General features: G+C 61.8%; 19 protein-coding genes and 4 tRNA genes. 9 read left to right on the top strand and 14 right to left on the bottom strand.

Annotated elements, in window-relative coordinates; translation table 11 throughout:
• Positions 1-214 precede the first annotated feature (214 nt).
• Positions 215-760: a TetR/AcrR family transcriptional regulator gene (locus HX824_RS25140; RefSeq protein WP_032898567.1), complete on the bottom strand. Its 546-nt coding sequence runs from the start codon at positions 758-760 to the stop codon at positions 215-217.
• A 91-nt stretch (positions 761-851) separates the two neighbouring features.
• On the opposite strand from HX824_RS25140, the gene HX824_RS25135 reads away from it, so the two are divergent.
• The 4 genes from HX824_RS25135 to HX824_RS25120 all read left to right on the top strand — a co-directional run bounded on the left by HX824_RS25135 (position 852) and on the right by HX824_RS25120 (position 5603).
• Entirely contained in the window at positions 852-2045 is a 1194-nt protein-coding gene (locus HX824_RS25135; RefSeq protein ID WP_177055284.1) for an MFS transporter, read from the top strand.
• A gap of 41 nt (positions 2046-2086) precedes the next feature.
• Positions 2087-2398, top strand: coding sequence for a cupin (locus tag HX824_RS25130; RefSeq protein ID WP_177055282.1), 312 nt, complete (start codon positions 2087-2089; stop codon positions 2396-2398).
• Between the two features lie 106 nt (positions 2399-2504).
• On the top strand, positions 2505-3659 hold the full coding sequence (locus HX824_RS25125) for a TDT family transporter (RefSeq protein WP_177055280.1): 1155 nt from the start codon (positions 2505-2507) through the stop codon (positions 3657-3659).
• 69 nt (positions 3660-3728) lie between these two features.
• Positions 3729-5603, top strand: coding sequence for an MFS transporter (locus tag HX824_RS25120; protein ID WP_177010113.1), 1875 nt, complete (start codon positions 3729-3731; stop codon positions 5601-5603).
• A 125-nt stretch (positions 5604-5728) separates the two neighbouring features.
• On the opposite strand, the gene sugE is transcribed toward HX824_RS25120, so the two are convergent.
• The 3 genes from sugE to rdgC form a co-directional block, all read right to left on the bottom strand.
• Positions 5729-6043 carry a quaternary ammonium compound efflux SMR transporter SugE gene (sugE, locus tag HX824_RS25115; RefSeq protein ID WP_003190128.1) on the bottom strand — a complete coding sequence of 105 codons (315 nt, stop codon included), beginning with the start codon at positions 6041-6043 and terminating at the stop codon, positions 5729-5731.
• 105 nt (positions 6044-6148) lie between these two features.
• A complete protein-coding gene (locus HX824_RS25110) occupies positions 6149-7114 on the bottom strand; it encodes a bile acid:sodium symporter family protein (protein WP_003212369.1) in 966 nt (321 codons plus the stop codon).
• Between the two features lie 155 nt (positions 7115-7269).
• The gene (gene rdgC, locus HX824_RS25105) at positions 7270-8190 is read right to left on the bottom strand and encodes a recombination-associated protein RdgC (protein WP_008430455.1); all 921 of its coding nucleotides are present in this window, start codon (positions 8188-8190) and stop codon (positions 7270-7272) included.
• Between the two features lie 161 nt (positions 8191-8351).
• On the opposite strand from rdgC, the gene HX824_RS25100 reads away from it, so the two are divergent.
• A tRNA-Val gene (locus HX824_RS25100) sits at positions 8352-8427 on the top strand.
• Between the two features lie 19 nt (positions 8428-8446).
• Positions 8447-8523: transfer RNA gene (locus tag HX824_RS25095), tRNA-Asp, on the top strand.
• A 147-nt stretch (positions 8524-8670) separates the two neighbouring features.
• On the opposite strand, the gene HX824_RS25090 is transcribed toward HX824_RS25095, so the two are convergent.
• From HX824_RS25090 to HX824_RS25080, 3 genes are all read right to left on the bottom strand, one after another.
• A complete protein-coding gene (locus tag HX824_RS25090; protein WP_087695264.1) occupies positions 8671-11094 on the bottom strand; it encodes a TonB-dependent siderophore receptor in 2424 nt (807 codons plus the stop codon).
• Between the two features lie 77 nt (positions 11095-11171).
• The gene (locus HX824_RS25085; protein WP_177055278.1) at positions 11172-12152 is read right to left on the bottom strand and encodes a FecR family protein; all 981 of its coding nucleotides are present in this window, start codon (positions 12150-12152) and stop codon (positions 11172-11174) included.
• Between the two features lie 7 nt (positions 12153-12159).
• The gene (locus tag HX824_RS25080) at positions 12160-12678 is read right to left on the bottom strand and encodes a sigma-70 family RNA polymerase sigma factor (RefSeq protein WP_177055277.1); all 519 of its coding nucleotides are present in this window, start codon (positions 12676-12678) and stop codon (positions 12160-12162) included.
• Positions 12679-12879: 201 nt separating this feature from the next.
• Here HX824_RS25080 and HX824_RS25075 point away from each other — a divergent pair.
• Positions 12880-12955 (top strand) — tRNA-Val (locus HX824_RS25075).
• A gap of 19 nt (positions 12956-12974) precedes the next feature.
• Positions 12975-13051, top strand: a tRNA-Asp gene (locus tag HX824_RS25070).
• A 78-nt stretch (positions 13052-13129) separates the two neighbouring features.
• Here HX824_RS25070 and HX824_RS25065 read toward each other — a convergent pair.
• Entirely contained in the window at positions 13130-14644 is a 1515-nt protein-coding gene (locus tag HX824_RS25065) for an MFS transporter (RefSeq protein ID WP_177055276.1), read from the bottom strand.
• A 105-nt stretch (positions 14645-14749) separates the two neighbouring features.
• Between HX824_RS25065 and HX824_RS25060 the strand changes: the two genes are divergently transcribed.
• Positions 14750-15673 (top strand): LysR family transcriptional regulator, encoded by a 924-nt coding sequence (locus tag HX824_RS25060; protein ID WP_177055275.1) that lies wholly within the window; start codon positions 14750-14752, stop codon positions 15671-15673.
• Here the strand turns inward: HX824_RS25060 and HX824_RS25055 are convergent.
• The 6 genes from HX824_RS25055 to kdpF all read right to left on the bottom strand — a co-directional run bounded on the left by HX824_RS25055 (position 15633) and on the right by kdpF (position 23770).
• A complete protein-coding gene (locus HX824_RS25055) occupies positions 15633-16325 on the bottom strand; it encodes a response regulator (RefSeq protein WP_003219430.1) in 693 nt (230 codons plus the stop codon). The genes HX824_RS25060 and HX824_RS25055 overlap by 41 nt on opposite strands.
• The gene (locus HX824_RS25050) at positions 16322-18973 is read right to left on the bottom strand and encodes a sensor histidine kinase KdpD (RefSeq protein ID WP_177055274.1); all 2652 of its coding nucleotides are present in this window, start codon (positions 18971-18973) and stop codon (positions 16322-16324) included. Before HX824_RS25050 ends, HX824_RS25055 begins: the two co-directional genes overlap by 4 nt.
• Positions 18974-19102: 129 nt before the next feature.
• The gene (kdpB, locus tag HX824_RS25045) at positions 19103-21175 is read right to left on the bottom strand and encodes a potassium-transporting ATPase subunit KdpB (RefSeq protein ID WP_087695258.1); all 2073 of its coding nucleotides are present in this window, start codon (positions 21173-21175) and stop codon (positions 19103-19105) included.
• 11 nt (positions 21176-21186) lie between these two features.
• Positions 21187-21846, bottom strand: coding sequence for a K(+)-transporting ATPase subunit C (gene kdpC, locus HX824_RS25040; protein ID WP_177055273.1), 660 nt, complete (start codon positions 21844-21846; stop codon positions 21187-21189).
• Positions 21847-21856: 10 nt separating this feature from the next.
• Complete coding sequence (gene kdpA / locus HX824_RS25035) at positions 21857-23563, bottom strand: potassium-transporting ATPase subunit KdpA (RefSeq protein ID WP_177010104.1); 1707 nt, start codon at positions 23561-23563, stop codon at positions 21857-21859.
• 108 nt (positions 23564-23671) lie between these two features.
• On the bottom strand, positions 23672-23770 hold the full coding sequence (gene kdpF, locus HX824_RS33005; RefSeq protein ID WP_003219423.1) for a K(+)-transporting ATPase subunit F: 99 nt from the start codon (positions 23768-23770) through the stop codon (positions 23672-23674).
• Positions 23771-24267 lie beyond the last annotated feature (497 nt).

Below are 24267 nucleotides of genomic sequence, written 5' to 3'. Positions count from 1 at the left end.
CCAGGTTAGCCGTCCTGGGCCAAGGATGGCCCATGACGGCGGCCCACGGTCCAAAGCCGGAGTGAGGGCACACCGAGCCTAGGCGAGGTGCCGAGTGGTGGGGCAAGAGCGTTTTGCTTACTTTTGCGCTTTTCAAAAGTGAGCCGCTGTAAGAGCGGAACCATAAGTGGCCGTTACCGCAGCAACGGATATACACCCAAACCCAAAAACCACCTCACCCCCGCAAAGCCAACTCAATCAACTCATGCAGCTCCTCAACCTCCAACGGCACAGTAGAAAACAAACTGCGAAACACGGTGGGCGCAACGATCAAATTGATCAGCCGATCCACGCTGGGAAGTGTCCCGGCGTCGTCGGTGTACCGATCCAGGATCGTCTCCAACTGCCCGGTGAGAATCCCCACGCAATACCCCGGCGCCTGACTGCATTGCACATCACGCATCATCTCGCGGCCAAGGTCAGAGCTCATCTCATCACGGTATTGCTCACCCCAGGCCCGCAGGTCTCCGCGCAGGCTGCCGGTATCAGCCGGCTCACTGTCCGGGCGCAGACGGGCCATCGCAACATCGGCCAGCAGCGCCGCCAAGTCACCCCAGCGCCGGTAGATGGTCGAAGGCGTCACTCCGGCGCGCGTGGCTATCTGCGGCACGGTCACGCTGGAACGGTCCTGCTCTTCGAGCAATTCGCGCACTGCCGAATGCACTGATTCCTGGACCCGGGCACTACGGCCCCCCGGGCGGAGCCCTTCTTTTATCGCCATGCGTAAAACCTTAACACAAAGAATTTGCTTTAAGCGCCATCCGGTAGCACACTCCGCAAAAGCAAAATATTAGCTTTAGCGGAGCGTGCCCATGTCCAGCGTTACTTCTCATCGTTCCAGCCTGGTGTTTCTGGCGATCACCTTGCTGACGTTTCTCGCCGCCTCCAGCGCGCCGACCCCGTTGTACCACCTCTATCAAGAGGGCCTGCACTTTTCGGCGGCGATGTTGACCCTGGTATTTGGCATTTACGCCTTGAGCCTGCTGGCTGCATTGCTGACCGTGGGGTCGCTGTCGGACCACCTGGGGCGCAAGCCGGTCATTTTTGCCGCGCTGCTCGTCGATATGCTGGCGATGCTGCTGTTTATCAATGCCGACAGCGTCGGCTGGCTGATTGCCGCCCGCACGGTACAAGGCTTTGCCACCGGCATGGCCACCGCTGTGCTGGGCGCCGCATTGCTCGACACCGACCGCCAGCAAGGCCCGCTGATCAACAGCGTAGCGCCTTTGCTGGGCATGGCCTGCGGGGCCATGGGCTGCAGCCTGCTGGTGGAGTTCGCGCCGATGCCGACCACGTTGATTTACTGGACCCTGCTCGGGTTGATGATCCTGCAGGCATTGTACGTCTGGCGCCTGCCGGAGACAGTCAGCCGGATTCCGGGGGCCCTGGCCTCGCTATGGCCCACCTTGCATGTACCGCCCCAGGCCCGCCGCGCCTTGTGGATCTCGTTGCCGGTAGACGTAGCCGTATGGGCCATGGGCGGTTTTTATCTGTCCCTGGCGCCCTCGCTGGTGCGGGCGGCGACCGGGTCCACCTCGAACCTGATCGGCGGCGGACTGGTGGCGGTGTTGACGCTGAGCGGGGCGGTGATGATTTTCAGCCTGCGCAACCGCCCGGCGGACAAAGTCCTGCGGTTGGGCGCCGTGCTGCTGGCGGTGGGTGTTGCGCTGATCCTCACGGCCGTCCACAGCGCCAGCCTGCCGCTGTTCTTCATGGCCACGCTGATCGCCGGCGGTGGTTTTGGCTCGGGATTCCTCGGTGCGCTGCGCAGCGTCTTGCCGTTGGCCTTGCCCCATGAGCGGGCGGGCTTGATGTCGGCGTTCTATGTGCTGAGTTACCTGGCGTTCTGTGTGCCGTCGCTGTTGGCGGGCAACTTGACGCGCACCTTCGGTTTGATCGCCACCACCGACGGTTATGGCGTGGTGCTGATCGTATTGGCACTCGGCGCGTTGGTGGCGTTGCTAATGCAGGATTTGGCGAAGAGCAGGGCGACGGCGGGTAATTGATTCGGTAATAATTCGTCACCCTTACGCCTTGGGATTCACCCATGAAGATCATCCGCAGCAAAGAATTCACCGGCACCCGCGCCTGGGAGGCGCTGGACATCGCCAATATGAACGGCATCACCACCCGTTTGCATTGGACCGACCAGCCGTATCGCTGGCACGTGAATGACGGCGAAGAGGTGTTCGTGGTGCTTGATGGCCAGGTGCAGATGCACTATCGCGAAAACGGCAGCGAACAGATGGCCTTGCTTCAGGTAGGCGACATCTTCTACGCCAGTGTCGGCACCGAGCATGTGGCCCATCCACAGGGCCCCGCACGGATTCTGGTGATTGAAACCGAAGGCAGCATTTAATGGTATATCTACGAAACAGATAACAGTTAGAGATATTACCCGTTATATAGATATTCGATTCGGTTCTACCATGGTCTCAACCTCATGCGAGGAAGAGGACTACACCATGACTTGCCCGAATACGCTTCACAGCAGCTTGAAACCCTTCAGTTACCTGACCCGTCCCCGGGAAGTGATTCGCCAGTTCACCCCCAACTGGTTTGCCGCCACCATGGGCACCGGGGTGCTGGCGTTGGCGCTGGCGCAATTGCCGGTCAACCTGGCGGGGCTGCACGCCGTGGCCGAAGGGCTGTGGCTGTTTACCATCGGCCTGTTTGTGCTGTTCAGCGTGCTGTATGCGGCGCGCTGGGTGATGTTTTTCCACGAGGCCCGGCGCATTTTCGGGCACTCCACGGTGTCGATGTTCTTCGGCACCATCCCCATGGGCCTGGCGACCATTATCAACGGCTTCCTGCTGTTCGGCGTGCCGCGCTGGGGGGATGGCGTGGTGCAACTGGCCGAGGTGCTGTGGTGGCTCGACGTCGCGATGGCCCTGGCCTGCGGGGTGCTGATCCCGTTCATGATGTTCACCCGCCAGGAACACAGCATCGACCAGATGACTGCCGTGTGGCTGTTGCCGGTGGTGGCCGCGGAAGTCGCCGCCGCCAGCGGTGGCCTGTTGGCGCCGCACCTGGCCGACGCCCATTCGCAACTGGTGATGCTGGTGACCAGCTACGTGCTGTGGGCGTTTTCCCTGCCGGTGGCGTTCAGCATCCTGACCATCCTGATGCTGCGCATGGCCCTGCATAAACTGCCACACGCCAATATGGCCGCGTCGAGCTGGCTGGCTCTCGGTCCCATCGGCACCGGTGCCCTGGGCATGCTGGTACTGGGCGGTGATGCACCTGCCATCTTTGCCGCCAACGGTCTGCCCGGCGTCGGTGAGATGGCCAACGGCATCGGCCTGGTCGCAGGCATCACCCTGTGGGGCTTCGGCTTGTGGTGGATGCTGATCGCGGTGCTGATCACCCTGCGTTACCTGCGGGCCGGTATCCCGTTCAACCTTGGCTGGTGGGGCTTCACCTTCCCGTTGGGCGTGTACTCGCTGGCCACGCTGAAACTGGCGAGCACCTTGCACCTGGGTTTTTTCAGCATCGTTGGTTGCGTGTTGGTGGCGGCGCTGGCGCTGATGTGGCTGATCGTCGCCAAGCGCACGGTGCAGGGCGCCTATAAAGGCGAGCTTTTTGTATCGCCGTGCATTGCAGGACTAGCGAATAAGTAAGCAGGATTAGGTAAAGTCGTGGCCTGGAAAAACCAATAACAGCCTTCAGGCCACGCAGGAACACGGACGATGAGCCACCCCTCGCAATTCACTTTGCTGCGCAAACGGCGTTTCCTGCCGTTCTTCATTACCCAGTCCCTTGGTGCGTTCAACGACAATATATTCAAGCAGTCGTTGATCCTGGCGATTCTCTACAAGCTGACCATCGAGGGCGACCGCTCGATCTGGGTCAATCTCTGCGCGCTGCTGTTTATCCTGCCGTTCTTCCTGTTCTCGGCCCTGGCCGGGCAATTTGGCGAGAAGTTCAACAAGGACGCGCTGATCCGGGTGATCAAGATCGGCGAAATCGTGATCATGTCCGTGGGCGCGGTGGGTTTCATGTTCAACCACCTGGAGCTGATGCTGCTGGCGCTGTTTGCCATGGGCACGCACTCGGCGCTGTTCGGGCCGGTGAAGTACTCGATCATGCCCCAGGCCCTGCACGAAGATGAGCTGGTGGGCGGCAATGGCCTGGTGGAAATGGGCACGTTCCTCGCGATCCTCGCGGGCACCATTGGCGCCGGGATCATGATGTCGTCCACCCATTACGCGCCGGTGGTCTCGACCGCCATCGTCGGCATTGCGGTGCTGGGCTACCTGGCCAGCCGCAGCATTCCGCGCGCGGCGGCGTCCAGCCCCGAGATGCGCCTGAACTGGAATATCTTCAGTCAGTCCTGGGCCACCTTGAAGCTCGGCCTGGGGCAGACACCGGCGGTGTCGCGCTCGATTGTCGGCAACTCGTGGTTCTGGTTTGTCGGCGCGATCTACCTGACGCAAATCCCGGCCTACGCCAAGGAATGGATGTACGGCGACGAGACTGTGGTAACGCTGATCCTCACGGTGTTCTCGGTGGGCATCGCACTGGGTTCGATGCTGTGCGAAAAGCTCTCCGGGCGCAAAGTCGAGATCGGCCTGGTGCCGTTCGGCTCGTTCGGTTTGACCGTGTTCGGCCTGCTGTTGTGGTGGCATTCCGGCGGCTTCCCGCAGAACGTCCAGGCCAACGACTGGATCGCCGTGCTGAGTTACGGCCAGGCGTGGTGGGTGTTGTTCGATATCCTCGGCCTTGGCGTATTCGGCGGCTTCTATATCGTGCCGCTGTACGCGTTGATTCAGTCGCGTACCGCCGAGAACGAGCGGGCGCGGGTGATCGCGGCCAACAACATTCTCAATGCGCTGTTCATGGTGGTCTCGGCGATCGTCTCGATCCTGCTGCTGAGCGTGGCCAAGCTGTCGATTCCCGAGCTGTTCCTGGTGGTGTCGCTGCTGAACATCGCGGTCAACACCTACATCTTCAAGATCGTGCCCGAGTTCACCATGCGTTTCATGATCTGGCTGCTCAGCCATTCCATGTACCGCGTCGAGCACAAGAACCTCGAGCTGATCCCAGACGAGGGCGCGGCGTTGCTGGTGTGCAATCACGTGTCGTTTGTCGATGCGCTGTTGATTGCCGGTTCGGTGCGTCGGCCGATTCGTTTTGTCATGTACTACAAGATCTACAACCTGCCGGTTTTGAACTTTATCTTCCGCACTGCCGGGGCGATTCCGATTGCCGGGCGGCATGAGGACATCCAGATCTACGAAAAGGCCTTCCAGCGGATTGCCCACTACCTTAAGGACGGCGAGCTGGTGTGCATCTTCCCGGAAGGAAAATTGACCTCCGATGGCGAGATGAACGAGTTCCGAAGCGGCGTGACGCGGATTCTTGCAGAGACGCCGGTGCCGGTGATTCCGATGGCGTTGCAGGGGTTGTGGGGGAGTTTCTTCAGTCGCGATCCGAACAAGGGCTTCTTCCACCGGATCTGGTCGCGAGTGACCCTGGTGGCCGGCGCGCCGGTAACGGTGGAGGCGGCGACGCCCGAGGCGTTGCATGGGGTGGTGGGGGAATTGCGCGGGAGTGTCAGGTAGTTGATCGTTCCCACGCTCTGCGTGGGAATGCCGCCGTGGTCGCTCTGCGTCTGCCTTTAGAGTCGTGACGCGGAGCGTCACAGGATGCGTTCCCACGCAGAGCGTGGGAACGATCTGGTGCCTACCTAAGCGCTGATCTTGAGGCCAATGAGCCCGCAGATAATCAACGCCACACTGGCCAGTCGAAACAGCGCCATGGACTCCCCGAACAGGATAATCCCGGCAATCACCGTGCCCACTGCACCGACACCGGTCCAGATGGCATAGGCGGTACCCAGCGGCAGTTCCTTCATGGCCAACCCCAGCAACCCGAGGCTGACGGCCATGGCGGCAATCGTCAGGGCCGTGGGCAGTGGCTTGCTGAAACCGTCGGTGTATTTCAGTCCGACGGCCCAGCCGACTTCAAACAGTCCGGCAAAAAACAGAATGATCCAGGACATGATGACCTCCCTTCTTAGGTGGGGTCGTCCCCGGATTAAGCGCTTGATTGCGTCGCAGGGTCGTCCCCGCGAAGCCCGGTAGATTGCCGAATATTGATCAGGTGATCAAGTTTCGGACTTGCCCGCCAACAATTCGCGGTCTTCCTTTTCGCTCATCCGCCGGAAGTACGTAGCCAGGAGTGCCCCGGAAATATTGTGCCAGACGCTGAACAGCGCACTCGGCACCGCCGCCAGCGGCGAGAAATGCGCACTTGCCAGTGCGGCGCCCAAGCCGGAGTTCTGCATGCCCACTTCCAGCGACAGGGATTTGCGTTGTGCCAGCGGCAGCCCGAACACACGGCCGGTGAAATAGCCCAGCAGGAAGCCAAAGGTGTTATGCAGGATCACCACCGCCATGATCAGCAGGCCCGACTCGGCAATCTTCGCCTGGCTGGCCGCCACCACGGCGGCGACAATCGCCACGATGCTGACCACCGACACCAGCGGCAACACCTCGACCGCATGCCGTACCCGGGCGCCCAGCAAGCGCTGCGCCACCACGCCCAACACGATCGGCAGCAGTACCACTTGCAGGATCGACCAGAACAACTCCATGAACGACACCGGCAACCAGGCCGAGGCCAGCAGCCAGATCAGCGCGGGCGTCAGCAGCGGAGCGAGGAGGGTGGTGACGGCTGCAATGGCCACCGACAGGGCCAGGTCGCCTCGGGCCAGCCAGGTCATGACGTTGGACGACGTGCCGCTCGGGCAGCAGCCGACGAGGATCACACCGACGGCAATTTCCGGTGGCAGGTGAAAGACCTGGCACAGCAGCCAGGCCACGCCGGGCATGATCACGAAATGCGCGACCACACCCAATGCCACGCGCCACGGATGGCGCGCGACTTCAGCGAAATCTTCAAGTTTGAGGGTCAGCCCCATGCCGAACATTACCAGGCCCAACAGCGGCACGATGGCGCCTTTGAGGCCGAGAAACCAGGCGGGTTGCAGGAACGCAACCACGGCAAAAATCAGCACCCAGTAGGCGAAGGTATTGCCGACGAAACGGCTCAAGGCGGCGAGTGCACGCATGGGGTTGGTCCTTGTTATTCGATTTTGGAAGTGCGCATGCGATCAAATGTGGGAGCGGGCTTGCTCGCGAATGCGGTGTGTCAGCCAGGAAGATATCAACTGAAAGGACGCATTCGCGAGCAAGCCCGCTCCCACATTTTGATCTTCACAAGGCTTTAGATACCTTGTGGGGTTTCTTCGCCACCCAGTGCCTCAACCAACGCCGGCAGGAAGTCGCCAAACGTCAGCATCATCAGGGTAAAGCTGGCGTCCTGCTGGCCCAGTGCTTCGTCGCCGCCGTCCTGTTCCGCCTGATCCTGCAGCAGGTCTTCGAACTTCAGGCGCTTGACGGTCATTTTGTCGTCCAGCATGAAGGACAGCTTGTCCTGCCAGGCCAGGGACAATTGGGTCACGACTTTGCCGGTGGTCAGGTGCAGCTGGATCTCTTCGCCGGTCAGGTCCTGGCGTTTGCAGCGCACGATGCCGCCGTCTTCGTGGGTGTCGCGCAGTTCGCATTCGTCGAGGACGAAGAAGTCATCGGCCGGTTTCTGGGTGGTGACCCAGTCGGTCATGATGGCGGTTGGCGCGGTTTTCACGGTCAGCGGACGTACTGGCAGGGTGCCGATCACTTCACGCAGGGTGGACAGCAGGTCTTCGGCACGTTTCGGGCTGGCGGAGTTCACCAGGATCAGGCCTTGTTTCGGCGCGATGGCGGCGAAGGTCGACGAGCGACGGATGAACGCGCGCGGCAGGAAGGCCTGGATGATTTCATCCTTGATCTGGTCGCGTTCCTTTTTGTAGACCTTGCGCATTTGCTCGGCTTCGATCTCTTCGACCTTTTCCTTCACCGCATCACGCACCACGCTACCCGGCAGGATACGTTCTTCCTTGCGCGCAGCGATCAGCAGGAAATCACCGCTGACGTGTACCAGGGGCGCGTCTTCGCCTTTACCGAAAGGGGCGACGAAACCGTAAGTGGTCAACTCCTGGCTTGCACAAGGGCGCGCCAGTTTGGTGGCCAGTGCAGTTTCCAACGCCTCGGCATCAACAGGCAGATCTTGGGTCAGGCGATAGATAAGCAGGTTTTTGAACCACATGGGGTGAGTCTCTCCTTATATACAAAGGGGGGCATTATTCTCCTCATGGCGTCATAGGCCAACCCTCGCTAAGCCATTGGAAGGCCTGAAAAAAATTATTTAAGAAAGTGCTTGCCAGACTATGGGTCGCTCCGTAGAATGCGCGCCACACCGAAAGTGAAGGGTGATTAGCTCAGCTGGGAGAGCGTCTGCCTTACAAGCAGAATGTCGGCGGTTCGATCCCGTCATCACCCACCATTCGCTTTATGTGTTACGCGCAGCGGTAGTTCAGTCGGTTAGAATACCGGCCTGTCACGCCGGGGGTCGCGGGTTCGAGTCCCGTCCGCTGCGCCATATTCGGTCACCTGGAACGCTGAACGCCAGGTACCACAGGAAGCCCGCTCATTGAGCGGGCTTTTTGCCGTCTGGGGTTTGCTAAAACCATCAGTCAGAAAAACGCCCCCGATCATGTACCGTGATCGGGGGCGTTTTTGATTGGGTTCAGAAATCCCAGCGGGTGGTGACCATAAAGTTGCGCGGCTCACCATAAGCGGCGGAGTTATAGAAGCCGATGTTGGTGTAGTAGGATTTGTCGAAGATGTTGTTGACGTTCAGGGTCGCCGACACGTTCTTGGTGATCTGGTAACGGGTCATCAAGTCCACCAGCCAGTACGCCTCCTGGGAGAACTCTTCATAACCGCCATGGGGGGTGTTGTAGATGTCCTGCCAGCCCACGCTTTGCCAGCGCACGCCACCGCCGACGGTCAGCTTGTCCAGGTCGCCTTTGAGCTTATAAGTGGTGTACAGCTTGACCTGGTCTTCGGGCTCGAACGTGGAAATCTTCTGGTCCTGGTCGTCACGCACCACCTTGTGGGTGTAGCCGGCCTGAATCTGCCAGCCCGGGCTCAACTCGCCGGACACTTCAAGCTCGTAGCCCTTGGTGACGGCCTTGGTGCCTTTGTAGGCATAGTTCTGCGGTGTAGGTTTCAGGTTGTTGTAGTCGTCGTCGGAAACGGCGCGGTTGTTTTCATGGACCTCGAAGTACGCTGCGCTGGCGTTCAGGCGTCCGTCGAAGAAATCAGCCTTCATGCCCAGCTCGTAGTTTTGGCCTTCGTCCGGCTCAAGCAACTGGTTTTGCCGGTCGCGGTTGTAGTTCTCCTGGGGCATGAAGATATCGGTGTAGCTGGCGTAGACCGAGTAGGTTTCATCCAGGTCATACACCACGCCGACATACGGTACGAAGCGTCCGGTCTCGCGGTAGGACGGGTTATTGCCGGTCAGGTGGTAATTGACCACGCGGCCACCGAGCAGCAGCTTCAGGTCATCGGCCAGGTTCAGGCGTGTGGTCATGTAGGCGCCGGTCTGGCGAATGGTGTCGTCGATGTATTGCTGCGGCGCGCCCCAGTAAGGTTGGGGGGCGTGGCCGTGCCAGTTATTGAAGTCGACGAGGTTGGGGGCGAGGTTCCAGTAGCCCTTGCCGTTCCAGTCCGAAATGCCGATGGAGCCGCCCACCACCAGTTCATGCTCACGGCCGCCCAGGCTGAAGGGGCCGCTTGCGTACAGGTCGGCGGAGTCGCTGACGGTTTCCCCGGTGTATTTTTGCGAAGTGACATGTGCGGTGCCGTCTGCACGGGGCTCGTCACCCTGAATCGAAGCCATCAGTGCATGGTAGCCGTTGATCTTGTGGTCCAGTTGCAGTTTGGTCACCCAGCCGTTGCCGAGGTCATGTTCAAGCATGGCGAAGGCGGTACGGGTGTATTGCTCCCAACTGCTCCAGTTGGCCGCGTTGTTGAACGAGCGCTTTACGCTATTGCGATCGCCATTGGCGTTGATCAGCGGAAAACTGCCGGACCAGCTCGAGGCGGTGGGCAGGCTGTCCTGATAGTCGCCGCCCACGGTCAGCATCGTGTCGGGGGACAGGTCGAATTCCATGATGCCGTAGTACACCGGGCTTTTGCGCGAGTAACGGTCCATGAACGAGCGCTTGTCCTGATACGCCGCGACGGCCCGGCCACGGACGTTGCCGCTTTCGGTCATCGGGCCGCTGACGTCCAGTTCGCTGCGGTAGTTGTCCCAAGAGCCCGCGCCGAGGCTGGCATGGCCCTGGAAGTCAGCCGTGGGTTTCTTGCGCACCAGGTTGATCGTGGCACCCAATGAGCCGGCACCCGTGAGCAGGCCGGTGGCGCCTTTAAGCACTTCGACCCGATCATAGATCGCCATGTCGCTCAGGGTATTGCCCGCCGAATAGGCGACGTTGCGCGCGGTGGAAGGAATGCCGTCGTACTGGAAGTTATTGATGGAGAAACCGCGGGCGTAGTAGTTGGTGCGGTCGGTGTCGAAGGCCGACACGGTGATGCCCGGGGTGTGGCGCATCACGTCGTCGACGTTGTTCAGGCCGAAGTCATCCATGTGTTTGCGGGTGACGACGGTCACCGATTGCGGGGTTTCCTTGGGGGTCAGCACCAGCCGCGTCGCAGTCGCGATGCTGCCTGGAGTGTAGGAATCAGTCCCTTCAGTAACGTTGCCCAACTGGTTGGAGCTGACCTGGGTCGGGCCTAGTTCCATGGCGTCGGTGGCGGCAGGGTCAGCTTCGAGCGCGTACACCTGATCACCTTTGATCACGCGGTAGCCGCTGCCCTGTAACAGCCTGTCGAACCCTGCGTCCACGCTATAAGTGCCTTTCAGCCCCGGCCCATTCAGCCCCTGCAGGTTCTGGGACTGGAACACGATAGCCACGCCCGCTTGCTGGGCGAACTGGTTAAGTGTGGCGCCCAGCGGCCCTGCAGGTATGTCGTAGGCTTGGGCCGCGACGTTTACCGTATCGGCCTGGGCCAGATGGGTATTGAGCAGCGTCGTCGCGAGCAGTGTGAGGGTCAGCGGCGCGCTGCTCAGCAGGCGTCTGCGGGGTTTGGAAGGGAGCGGCATGACGATGGCAGTCCTTTAGTTATCGATATACCTTCCTTGACGGGTAGCGTTAAACAAAGCGGAAACAATTTGGATAATTATTTTTTGCTCTCGGTATCCGGGCTGACGATCATCAGCCACGGCGTAAAGGTTTTCAGCGTGATCGGCAGGGTTTGAGCCAGCATCTGCAAGGTGCGGTCGGTGTCATCCAGGGGAAGTACGGCCGAGACCTTGAGACTGGCCAGTGCGGCGCGATCAAACTGCAAGCGGCCCGAACGGTGACGGGCGATCTCATCCAGCACTTCCGGCAACGGTCGGTTATCCACCACCAGTTGATGGCGGCGCCAGGCCCCATTGATGCTCGCCGTATCGACGCTGCCCGAGAGCCGCACGGCATCTTTGCTGAGTCGCGCCTGCGAGCCCGCATCAACTTCCAGTGTCTGCTGCCCGTTCGCGCTTTTTGCCGCCACGCGGGATTCGAGCATGCTCAGCACCGTAACGTCATCCTCGCGCCTGACCACAAATCGCGTACCCAGGGCGCGCAGGGTGCCTTGGGCGGTCTGCACCACAAATGGCCGTTCGCCATCGTGGGCCACTTCCACCAGGATCTCACCTTGCAGCAATTCGATGCGGCGCTGCCGGCTGTCGAAATGCAGATTCGCCGCACTGATGCCGTTCAGGGTCAGCGTCGAGCCGTCCGCCAGCCGCAGGGTTTTCCATTCGCCGGGACCGTTGTGCACATCGGCCATCCATTGTTGTGGATAAGGACTGTAGAGCAGCGCCATGGCGGGAAGGCCCAGGCTGCAGGCCAGTACCAACGCGCGGACGTAGTTTTTGCGCGCCTTCCCATGCCGGGGAAAGGCCGCACTCAAGGCCGCCCGGGCCGGTGCCTTTTGCCCGCGCAGGGCCTGCATCCGCGCAATCACATCTTCCATGCGCGCTGCTGATGCGGCGTGTTGCGGGCCTTGCTGCTTCCAGCGCTCGAACGCCTGGCGCTGGGCCTCGGTCAATTCACCTTCGTGCAGGCGAATCATCCATTCGGCGGCTTGTTCGTCGATCTGTTGGCGGGAGGCGGGCATGTGCGGTTCAGATATCCACGCTGTGGCAGCAATGCAGCAGGGCCTGGATCAAATACTTGCGTACCGTACGCTCCGACAATTTCAGGTGGCGGGCGATTTGCTGCTGGGTCAGGTCTTCGAGGTAATACAGCACAAACGCCTGGCGCATATTGTCGTGCATGCCTTCCAGCATGAAGGCAATGTGCTCGAGGGCTTCCAGGGTGGTGTGGATCTGTTCGGGCGACTGGAAACCTTCCAGGGTTTCCACCGTCAGCATCAATTCCTGAAGGTAGGCGTGCTCAATCTGCTTGCGCCGTGCCTGGTCGATGATCAGCCGCCTGGCGGTGGTACTTAAATAGGCGCGGGGTTCGCGGATGGCGGTCACCGACTCGCGGGCGTGCAGAATCCGCGCGAAGGTGTCCTGCGCCACGTCGGCGGCGTTATGGGTACAGCCCAGTTTTCGGCGCAACCAAGTGAACAGCCAGCCGTGATGCTCGCTGTACAGCTCGGTAATCTCCCGTTGGAACGGCGGTTCACCCACAGACATAAGACCCGGCCCAGGTGTTATTGAGAATAATTGTTAATTGTGGGGCCAAGGCTTGGGCAAACGCAATAGACTCGCGTTTGCACCCAAAGCGCCGGTTTTTCGGGGTGCGCGGGGTCGAAGACAAAATATTTTAAATAAATTGCATTTAAATCATGACATTACGGAAAAATGCTATAGAATGCGCCCCACACCGAAAGTGAAGGGTGATTAGCTCAGCTGGGAGAGCGTCTGCCTTACAAGCAGAATGTCGGCGGTTCGATCCCGTCATCACCCACCATTCGCTTTATGTGTTACGCGCAGCGGTAGTTCAGTCGGTTAGAATACCGGCCTGTCACGCCGGGGGTCGCGGGTTCGAGTCCCGTCCGCTGCGCCATATTCGGTCACCTGGAACGCTGAACGCCAGGTACCACAGGAAGCCCGCTCATTGAGCGGGCTTTTTTGTGCCTGGGATTCAGCTCAACGACTGAATGCCCGGTTCGGTTTGCACGGGTGCAATGCTGTTTCGCCCCATGAAGGCCAGGACCACCAACGCCGTCAGCACGGTGAATCCCGCGAGCAGTTGCAGCAACGTGTTGAACCCCGCGATGTAGGCGCTGCGCAGTGCTTCCGGCGGAAGGGCGGCCGAGGCCAGTTGCACGTTGCCCATGACCAGGCCTTGGGCAATCACTGACACGTCGGCCCCTGCGAGACCCTTCAGGTGATGTGCCACCAATGCGCCCAATACTGCCATCGTGATCGCCAGCGCCACGCCTTCACTGGCCACGCGGGTGGTGTTGAAAATCCCCGCCGCCATTCCCGCGCGCTCCTTGGGCACCACGCTGATCGCCAAACCATCCATCAAACCCCACGGCAGCCCGGTGCCGATCCCGATGACCAGCATTGCGGCTATGGTCTGCGCAGGCTGGTTGGCCAGGCTTAATCCCCACAGGCCCACCGCCGCGATCAGCAAGCCAATGGCACACAACAGTCCTGCTGAGAGCCAGCGGGTCAGCGATGCGGCGATCATCGGCACCACCAGCATCGGTGCCGATAACGCGAGCATCATCAAACCCGCGTCCAGCGCGCTGGCGCCTTCCACACCGATAAACCGCAGGGGCAGCAACACGATCAGCACGATGTAGCAGTAACAGGTACCGATCGGCAGGAGCTGCACGCCAATAAAACGCGGGAAGCGAAACAGCCGCAGCTCTAGCATCGGTTGGCTGGAGCGGTTTTCGACGAGGATAAACACCAGCAAAAACACCGCCGCCGCGATCAGCAGGGCATCAACCAACGGCGACGTCCAGCCGTGCTCCGGCGCGAGGATCACCGCCGTGGTCAGGGCTACCAGCATTGCGGAAAACGTCAGTACACCAGCGGTGTCCAGCCGCATCGCTTGCGGGTCGCGGCTTTCACGCATTTTGGGCGCGGCAAACAGCAGCGAAATACCGGCCAATAATGCAGTGCCGAGAAAAATCGAGCGCCAGCCCCAGTGCTCGATCAGCACCCCCGACAGCAATGGCCCAAACGCCAGGCCTGCACCGAATGTGGTGCCCAGCAAGCTGAAGGCGCGGGTGCGGGCATGGCCGTCAAACTCCTGGGCCAGCGCCGCACAGCCACCGGCCAATGCCGTAGCCGCCGCGACGCCCTGCACGCCACGCAACACATCCAGCCAGAAAATCCCCGGTGCCACTGCCAGCAGCAAGGAGACCACGGTAAACAGCGCCATGCCCCACAAGAAAAGACGCTTTCTCCCATACAGGTCGGCTAGGGTGCCGGCGGCCATTAACAGGCTGCCGAAACTCAGCATGAATGCGTTGGTGATCCACGCCAGCTGGCTGGGCTGGGCGGCAAATGCCTGGCCGATAAAGGGCGTGGCGACGGCGCCGCCGGTAAAGCTCATGGGCAATACCAGGGCGGCCAGGCAAATGGCCGCCAGGATGGAATATCGGCCATGGGCGGGCGCAGATTCGGTTGTCGTGTTCATAGGGGCATTCCCGCGAGTTTGAAGATTAAAAGACTCTAATCAGGATGCAATCACGGATAAACGGGCTTACATTCCGTTCATAACGGACTGAATGGATGCAATGACGTGACCGATAACTTGAGCGGCGTGATCGCCTTCGTGAAAACCGCGGAAGCCCTGAGCTTCACCGGCGCGGCCCGGGCGATGGGGATTTCCGCTTCGGCGGTGGGCAAGAATGTCGCCAAGCTTGAGGCGTCACTGAATGTGCGGCTGTTGCACCGCAGTACGCGCAAGGTCAGCCTCACCGCCGAAGGCCAATTGTTCTACGAGCGCAGTCGGAAAATTCTCGACGACCTGCAAGACGCCCGCGCCATGCTTTCCCATGCGATGCAGGCACCCCGGGGCAAACTGCGGGTCAGCCTGCCCACCATCGGTTATCGCTTTCTCTTTCCGCACATGAGGGCGTTCCGCAAAGCCTACCCCGAGATCGAACTGGAGCTGGATTTCAACGACCATCTGGTGGATGTGATCGAGGAGGGCTTCGACGTGGTCATCCGCAGCGGCGGTCTGGCGGACTCGACCCTGATGGCCCGCAAACTGGGACCGTTCAGGTTTGTGCTGTGCGCATCACCCGAGTACCTACGGGCCAACGGCCGGCCAGAGTCCCTGAGCGATTTGGAGCATCACCCGTGCTTGCGTTACCGCTTCGCCACCACCGGCAAAATCATGGACTGGACCTTGTCCGCCAACCCGGCCATCACCCAATTGCGCCTGCCCACCGCGCTGACCCTGAACAACATGGAGGCCATGCTCCGGGCCGCGATGGACGGCCATGGGATTGCCTACGTGCCGGACTTCCTGGCGCGCGAAGCCCTCGCCCAGGGCCAGCTGGAAACCGTGCTCGACGGCCATTCCGATGACCAGGGCCAGTTCTGGGCCCTGTGGCCATCCAGCCGGCACCTCTCGCCGAAAATTCGCGTGTTTGTCGACTTCGCCGCCGCGCACCTGTTCACAAGCCCACCAGTCGGTAGCCCACCTGCAACTCGGTGATGAAGTACTGCGGCTGGGCCGGGTCCGCCTCCAGCTTCTGCCGCAGGTGCGCCATGTGCACCCGCAGGTAGTGGGCGCGGTCCACGTAATCCAGGCCCCACACCTCGAGCAATAATTGCCGATGGGTCAGCACCCGGCTCTGCCCGCGAATCATCGCGCACAGCAGGCGGTATTCGATGGGCGTCAGGTGCACCGGCAGGCCTTGGCGCCACACTTCATGGGTCGCCAGGTCCACCTCGATATCGCCAAACGCCACCTTGCTGGTGGCCGCCACGGTGCCGGTCTGCCCATGACGGCGCAGTTGCGCACGGATGCGCGCGAGCAACTCGGGTACGCCGAAGGGTTTGGTCAGGTAGTCATCGGCGCCGGCGTCCAGGGCGGCGACTTTTTCCTCTTCGCGATCCCGTGCCGACAACACCAGGATCGGCACCGCCAGCCATCCCCGCAGCTCGCTGATCAGCTGTTTGCCGTCGCCGTCCGGCAGGCCGAGGTCGACGATCACCAGGTCCGGCTGACGGCTGGAAGCGTGGATCAACGCGCGTTTGACGCTGTCGGCCTCGAACACCTGGAAGCCCTCATCCTGCAGGGCGATGCCGACAAAACGGCGGATGTTGGCCTCGTCTTCAACAATCAGAATGCGTGCAGTGCTCATAGGGCGTCCATTGGGGGCGGAGTACCCGCCGGTAAAGTGATGACGAAATGCATGCCGCGCTCGCTGCCGGGTCTGGCTTCGATGCGCCCGCCGTGGGCTTCGACGATGCGCTTGGCCAGGGCCAGGCCCAGGCCGATTCCGGCGACCGAGGATTCCTGCTGGCCACGGGCAAACGGTTCGAACAGATTGGCCGGCGCGCTGCCCGGGCCGGTGTCGCTGACTTCCAGCAGGATGCTGTCGGAAACGGAACGGGCGGTAACGGTGATGACCGTGCCAGGCGGGGTGTATTTGGCGGCGTTGTCCAGCAGGTTGACCAGCACCCGTTCGATCAGCAGCGCGTCGACTTCCACCAGCGGTAATTGCGGGTCCAGCGTCGTGTTCACCACATGCCGGGCCAGTGGTTCACGCAACTGGCGCAGGGCGCTGCCGACGATCTCTTCCAGCAAATGCCATTGCCGGTTGAGTCGCACACCGCGCTCCTGCATGCGGGCCATGTCCAGCAAGTTTTCGATCAAGCGTTGCATCGAAGTCGCCTGCTCATGAATACCGTGCAGCAACGCGGTCAGCGGCCCCGGCGGCGCATGGGGCAGGGCGGTGTCGGCGGCGCCGATCAGTGTGGTCAGGGGGGTGCGCAGGTCGTGGGAAATCGCCGCGAGCAAGGTGTTGCGCATTTTCTCGCCTTCCATCTGCACCATCGTGCTTTGCGCCACTTCGACGAAGTGCACGCGCTCCAGGGCAATCGCCAATTGGCTCATGCAGGCTTCCAGCAGGCGGCGCTCTTCTGGCTCGTTGAGGCGTTCGCTTTGCGCCAGTTCCAGCACCAGCACACCGCGCACGCGCATCGGCGCCTTGAGCGGCAGGTAGCAACCCTTGGCGGCGGACAAGGTGTCGGTGCCCTGGCCGGCGGACTGGCCGTGGTCGTAGGTCCATTGGGCGATGCTGTCGTCGATCGGCAGCCCGCCCGCGCCCACGCTGTGCACGCCGTCGGCGGCGTCCGGCAAGGCCAGGCCGACCCGCGCCTCGAACACGCCGCTGAAGGTGCGCAGCGCCACTTCGCTGATCTGCTCCACGGTCAACGCGGCCGACAGGTCCCGGGCCAGACGCGCCAGGGAAGTAGCGCGGCGTTCCCGGGCAGCGGCGGTGCGCGCTTCGTGGCGCAGGCGGGCGGTGAGTTGCCCGGTGATCAGGGCGATGCCGAGCATCAGCGCGAAGGTGAAGAAATACTGGGTGTCGTTGACGGTAAACGAGTAGCGCGGCTGGACGAAAAAGAAGTCGAAACACAGCACCGCGAGCATCGCTGCCCACACGCCGGGGCCGCGTCCAAACCGCAGGGCCACCAGCACCACCGTGAGCAGGAACAGCATCACCACGTTGGCCAGGTCGAACACTTGCAGCAGCAGCGCGGCGATGGCGCTGGCGGTGAAACAGGCGAGTGTGGACCAGAGGTAGGCGAGGGTCCGGCCGGGGGCGGGTGCGGTTTTTTCAATGACTGGCGCGGTGCCCGGCAGCAGGCCATGGGCGATCACGATCTGGTCGATCTGCGGATGGTGCCGGCTGATCCGGTCGCTCACCGACTGATGCCAGAACCGCCACGCCCGGCGCGGATGATGGCCGAGCACCAGGCGATTGGCGTTGTGTTCCCGGGCACAGGCGGCCAGTGCTTCGGCGACGTCCATGCCCGGCAATGTCGCGGTGTCGGCGCCGAATTCGCTGGCCAGCGCCAGGGTTTTCATCGCCGTGAGATAACGCTTGGCGCCGCGGCCCTGGGCTGCGGCGACGTGCACCACGATCCAGTCCGCCTCGAGCTTTTGCGCCAGGCGCGCGGCTTCTCGCACCAGGCGTTCATCACCGGCGTCACCGGCCACGCCTACCAGCAATCGCTCGCGGGCGGGCCACAGGGTCTTGATCGACTGTTCGCGACGGTACACGCGCATCTGCGTGTCGACCCGGTCGGCCGTGCGGCGCAGGGCCAGTTCCCGCAGGGCGAGCAGGTTGCCCTTGCGGAAAAAGTGCCGCGAGGCGCGCTCGGCCTGAGGGCCCAGGTACACCTTGCCGTCCTTCAAGCGTTGCAGTAGATCATCCGGCGGCAGGTCCACGACGACCACTTCGTGGGCATTGTCGAACACGTGGTCCGGTACGGTTTCCCGCACGCGAATGCCGATGATCCCACTCACCAGATCGTTAAGGCTTTCCAGGTGCTGGACGTTGAGGGTGGTCCACACGTCGATGCCGGCGCTGAGCAGTTCTTCCACGTCTTGCCAGCGTTTCGGGTGGCGCGAGCCGGGCACGTTGCTGTGGGCCAGTTCATCCACCAGCAGCACGGCGGGATGGCGTTGCAGGGCGGCGTCGAGGTCGAATTCGGTGAGGGTGAAATCGTGATGCAGGCGTTGGGCGCGGGGCAGTTGTTCGAGGCCGTTGAGCAGGTTGGCGGTTTCCTGGCGGCCGTGGGTTTCCACCACACCGGCGAGTACGTCGCGGCCCAGGCTGACTTCCCGTTGCGCCGCGTCAAGCATGGCGCAGGTCTTGCCCACCCCGGCGTTGGAGCCGAAGTAGATACGCAGTTTGCCGCGCAAGGCGGCCTGTTCTTCCTGCTGGACCCGGGCGAGAAGGGCGTCGGGGTCGGGGCGTTCTTCGTTTAATGCGGGCATGTCATTCCTGGTCAATGCGGTTCAATGGTGGGAGCGGGCTTGCTCGCGAAAGCGGTGTGTCAGTGACAGACGAGTTGGCTGACACTCCGTATTCGCGAGCAAGCCCGCTCCCACATTGGGTTTGCGGTGCTACACGAGACCCAGCCCGGTCAGCACCAGGTCAATCAGCTTGATCCCGGCAAACGGCACCAGCACCCCGCCCAGGCCATAGATCAGCAGGTTGCGATTGAGCAATGCCGCCGCGCCAATCGCCCGGTACGTCACGCCGCGCAGTGCCAAGGGAATCAGCGCCACGATGATCAACGCGTTGAAAATCACCGCACTGAGGATCGCCGAGTTGGGACTGCTCAGGTGCATCACGTTCAACGCACCGAGTTGCGGATAGGTCGCGACAAACGCCGCCGGGATGATCGCGAAATATTTCGCCACGTCATTCGCCACGCTGAAGGTGGTCAGTGCGCCACGGGTCATCAGCATCTGCTTGCCCACCTCGACCACTTCGATCAGCTTGGTCGGGTTGCTGTCGAGGTCGACCATGTTGCCGGCCTCTTTCGCTGCCTGGGTGCCGCTGTTCATCGCCACCGCCACGTCGGCCTGGGCCAGCGCCGGGGCGTCGTTGGTGCCGTCGCCGGTCATGGCCACAAGCTTGCCCTGGGCCTGGTAGTCGCGGATCAGTTGCAGCTTGTCTTCCGGGCGCGCCTCGGCGAGGAAGTCATCCACGCCGGCTTCCACCGCAATCGCGGCGGCGGTCAGGCGGTTGTCGCCGGTGATCATCACGGTCTTGATGCCCATGCGCCGCAGTTCTGCGAAGCGCTCTTTGATGCCGCCCTTGACCACGTCCTTGAGCTCCACCACGCCGAGTGCTTTGGCCCCGTCCGAGACCACCAGCGGAGTGCTGCCGCGTCGGGATACTTCGTCGACCTTGGCCTGCAATGCAGCCGGAAAGCTCCCACCGAGCGCTTCGATATGACTGCGGATCGCATCCGCTGCACCCTTGCGAATACCGCGGCCTTCGGGCAGGTCGACGCCGCTCATGCGAGTCTGCGCGGTGAAGTGCACAAAGCTTGCGCCGAGGGCGTTGATGTCCCGCGCGCGGATGTCGAACTTCTGCTTGGCCAGCACCACGATGCTGCGGCCTTCCGGGGTTTCGTCGGCCAGGGACGCCAGTTGCGCCGCGTCGGCCAGTTCAGCTTCCTTGACCCCCGGTGCCGGCAGGAAACTGCTGGCCTGGCGATTGCCCAACGTGATGGTGCCGGTCTTGTCCAACAGCAACACGTCGATGTCACCCGCCGCCTCAACGGCGCGGCCGGAAGTGGCGATCACATTCGCCGACATCATGCGGCTCATGCCCGCCACGCCGATGGCCGAGAGCAGGCCGCCGATGGTGGTGGGAATCAGGCACACCAGCAACGCCACCAGCACCGTGGCGCTGATCACGTTGCCACTGCCACTCATGGCCACGGCAAAGATCGAGTACGGGCTCAGCGTGGCGATCACCAGCAGGAACAACAGGGTCAGGCCCACCAGCAAAATTGTCAGGGCGACTTCGTTGGGCGTTTTCTGACGCTTGGCGGATTCGACCATCGAGATCATGCGGTCGAGGAACGACTCGCCCGGGTTGACGCTGATGCGCACCACCAGCCAGTCCGACAGCACCCGCGTGCCGCCGGTGACCGAGGAAAAGTCGCCGCCGGCCTCGCGAATCACCGGTGCCGATTCGCCGGTGATTGCGCTTTCATCCACCGAGGCCACGCCTTCGATCACCACGCCGTCCAGCGGCACCAGGTCGCCGGCTTCGATCAACACCACCTGGTCTTTGCGCAACAGCGTGGCTTCGGTCGGCAGCCATGGGGCGCCGTGTTTGGGTTGTTGCAGCAACTTGGCCAGGGTCTGGCGCTTCATCCCGCGCAGGCTGGCGGCCTGGGCACGGCTGCGGCCTTCGGCCAGGGCCTCGGCAAAGTTGGCGAACAGCACGGTAAACCACAGCCACAAACAGATGCTGAGGATAAAGCCGCTGGGCGCTTCACCCTGGCCACCCAAGGACTGGAACCACAGCAGCGTGGTGAGGAGGCTGCCCAGGTACACGACGAACATCACCGGGTTTTTCCACTGCGCCTGGGGCAGCAGTTTCTTGAACGCATCCCCGCAGGCGGTGAGCACGATGGCGCGATCAAACAGAGGTAAACGAGCATTCTTGATCATGGGGGAATCTCTTACTCACTGGCCGCAATGGGGGGCTGGCGCAGAGGCAGACGGGCGTCCAGCGCGAGGTTGAGTTGCAGCACATTGACTCGTGGTTCGCCGAGCAAACCGAGGGTGCGGGCAGCGGTGTTTTCGTTCACCAGTTGCAGCAGTTCGGCTTCGGGGATCTGTCGCAGGCGGGCGACCCGGGCCAGCTGGATGCGTGCGTTGGCCACGGAGATATGCGGGTCCAGGCCGGAGGCGGAAGCGGTGACCGCATCCACCGGCACCTGGGCCTCGGCGGCGAGGCCGTTGTCCTGGCGGTAGGCTTTAACCCGGGCCGCGACCTGGTCCACCAGTTTCTGGCTGGTAGGGCCCAGGTTGCTGGCGCCGCTGGAACCGGCGTTGTACGGCTGGGAGACACTTTTGCTCGGGTCTTGCGGGTCGGTACCGAGGGTCATGCTCGGGCGGCCGTGGAAGTAGCCGGGCCTGGTAAAGTCCTGGCCGATCAACGCCGAGCCGATCACCAATCCGTCGCGTTCAATCAGCGAGCCCTGGGCCTGGAACGGGAACAGCAACTGCGCGGCAAAGGTGGTGAAGACCGGGTAGGCGAGGCCGGTCAGCGCCATGAAAAACACTGCCGAAACCAGCACCGGGCGCAACAGCCCTTTGAATATCGATTGAGTCGTCATCAACGTGTCCTTAGTTGTACGTCTGGCCGGACAGCAACTGCAGTTGCTCCACCAGCGGACCGAGCGCGAGCGCCGGCAGGAAAGTCAGGCCGCCCACCACCAGCACCACAAACACCACCAGCACCATGAACAGCGGGGTTGCGGTGGGGATGGTGCCGGCGCCGGCAGGCACGGTCTTTTTCATCGCCAGGGAACCGGCCACGGCGAGCATCGGCAGCATGGTGAAGAAGCGCCCGACCAGCATCGCCAGGCCAATGGTGGTGTTGAAGAACGGCGTATTGGCGTTCAGCCCGGCGAACGCCGAACCGTTGTTGGCGGTGCCCGAGGTGTAGGCGTAGAGCACCTCGCTGAAACCGTGGGGGCCGAGGTTATTCAGGCTGGCCATGGTGTCGGGCCACAGGGCGGCGAGGGCGGTGAAACCGAGGATGCTGATGGGGTGCGCGAGCACCGAGAGCATCACCAGTTTTATCTCCCGAGCCTCGATCTTCTTGCCGAGGAATTCCGGGCTGCGGCCGATCATCATGCCCACCAGGAACACCGTCAGCAGCGCGTACTGGATCAGGTTGATAAAGCCCACGCCGTCGCCGCCGAACACGCAGTTGAGCATCATCTGCGCCAGGGGCACGAAGCCGCCCATGGGGGTCAATGAGTCATGCATCGCGTTGACCGAACCGGTGGTGGCCGCGGTGGTGGTGGCGATAAACAGGCTGCTGTCGGCGATGCCGAAACGCAGCTCCTTGCCTTCCATATTGCCGCCGCTTTGCTCGATGGACAGCGTCTGGTTGGCACCGGCCTGGGTCAGCAGCGGGTTGCCGTTTTGCTCGGCGCCGTACACCAGCGCGAGAAAGCCTAAGAACATCACCAGGAAGGTGCCGAAAAACACCCAGCCCTGACGGCGTTGCAGCAGCATGCTGCCGAAGGTGTAGGTCAGCGCCGACGGGATCAGCAACATGCTGAGGATGTGCAGGGCGTTGGTCAGCGGGGTCGGGTTTTCGAACGGGTGTGCGGCGTTCATGCTGAAGAAGCCGCCGCCGTTGGTGCCGATATGCTTGATCGATTCAAAGCTCGCCACGGCGCCGACAATCAGTTGTTGCTGCGCGCCTTCCAGGGTGGTGGCCAGGGCTTGGGAGGAAAAGGTCTGCGGCATGCCTTGCCACACATACACCAGGGCCATGCCCACGCACAGCGGCAGCATCACGCGGTACAGGGTGCGAGTGAAGTCGACCCAGAAGTTGCCGATATCCGCCGAGCTTGAGCGACTCAGGCCACGGATAAAACCGGCTGCGGCGACCACGCCCGAGGTGGCGCCGACGAACATCAGGAAGGTGATTACTGCCATCTGGCTGAAGTTCGACAGGCTGGTTTCGCCCGAGTACGCCTGCCAGTTGGTGTTGGTGATAAAGGAAGCGGCGGTATTGAACGCCAGGTCCGGGGTTTGTGCGGCCAGCCCGAGTGGGTTGATCGGCATGACGGCCTGTAACCGCAGGATGAGATAGCCGAGCAGCATCATCGCGGCGTTCGACAGCAACAGGGCCGAACCGTAGCGGGCCCAGCTCATGGTTTCCAGCGGGTCGATGCCCAGCAAGCGATAGGTATAACGTTCCGGCAGGGCGTGGCGGGTTCCGGTAAACACCCGGGTCAGCCACTTGCCCATCAGCACGGCGAGCCCGGTCATCAACCCCAGGACCAGCGCAAATTCCAGCAAAGTGCTTAGCATGTCGAGGCTCCGTTCAAATCTTGCCCATGGCGACAATGGCCATGGTTGTCGCGGCGAAAAACACCAGGGAGAGGCCTACAAAAATCATGTCGTACATGGTGGGGCTCCCTAGAACTTTTCGGCGCGAATGAGGGCGTAGCCCAGATAAGCGAACAGCCCGACGGCGCATAGGCCGCTGGCGATATAGATGAACTTGAGTGTGAGCACGGTGGAACTCCCCTGATTAATAAGCCGCGATTGCGGACGCGGGGAGGTTAAGAGGTTGGGTATCAAGTTCGGGCACTGATTGCGGGTTTGGGCATTAAGACGGTGTATAGAGGGCGGTGGGGTGGGCGAACGGAAAAAAGGGATAACCCGGGGGCAGGGTATCCCTTGAAGCACTGGGGTTTTGCTGCTTTTGATGATCAGCTTATTTGGCTTTCTTTTTCTTTGATTCGCGGGTGGCGAGTTGTTCGAAGCAAAACGCGGCGGCGCCGAACAGGGCGATCATTGAGAGGACGATCATGCCTAACGTTGAACTTTCCACGATGACTTCCTGCGGGGGTTATTGGGGTGGAGGTCACAGTAGTGGAGGGGGGATTAGTTGCTCAATAGAGACGACTTAAACGTTACGGCTGGGGGTGAATCTATACGGGTTCTTTACGTTGATGTTGGGTGTATATCCGTTTTTTAGGTAACGGCTACTTATGGTTTCGCTCTTACAG

Source organism: Pseudomonas sp. D4002 (assembly GCF_013385665.1).
Taxonomy (GTDB): Bacteria; Pseudomonadota; Gammaproteobacteria; order Pseudomonadales; family Pseudomonadaceae; genus Aquipseudomonas.
Note: the sequence above shows the minus strand (reverse complement) of the source record. Positions and strands in the feature narration are given on the sequence as shown.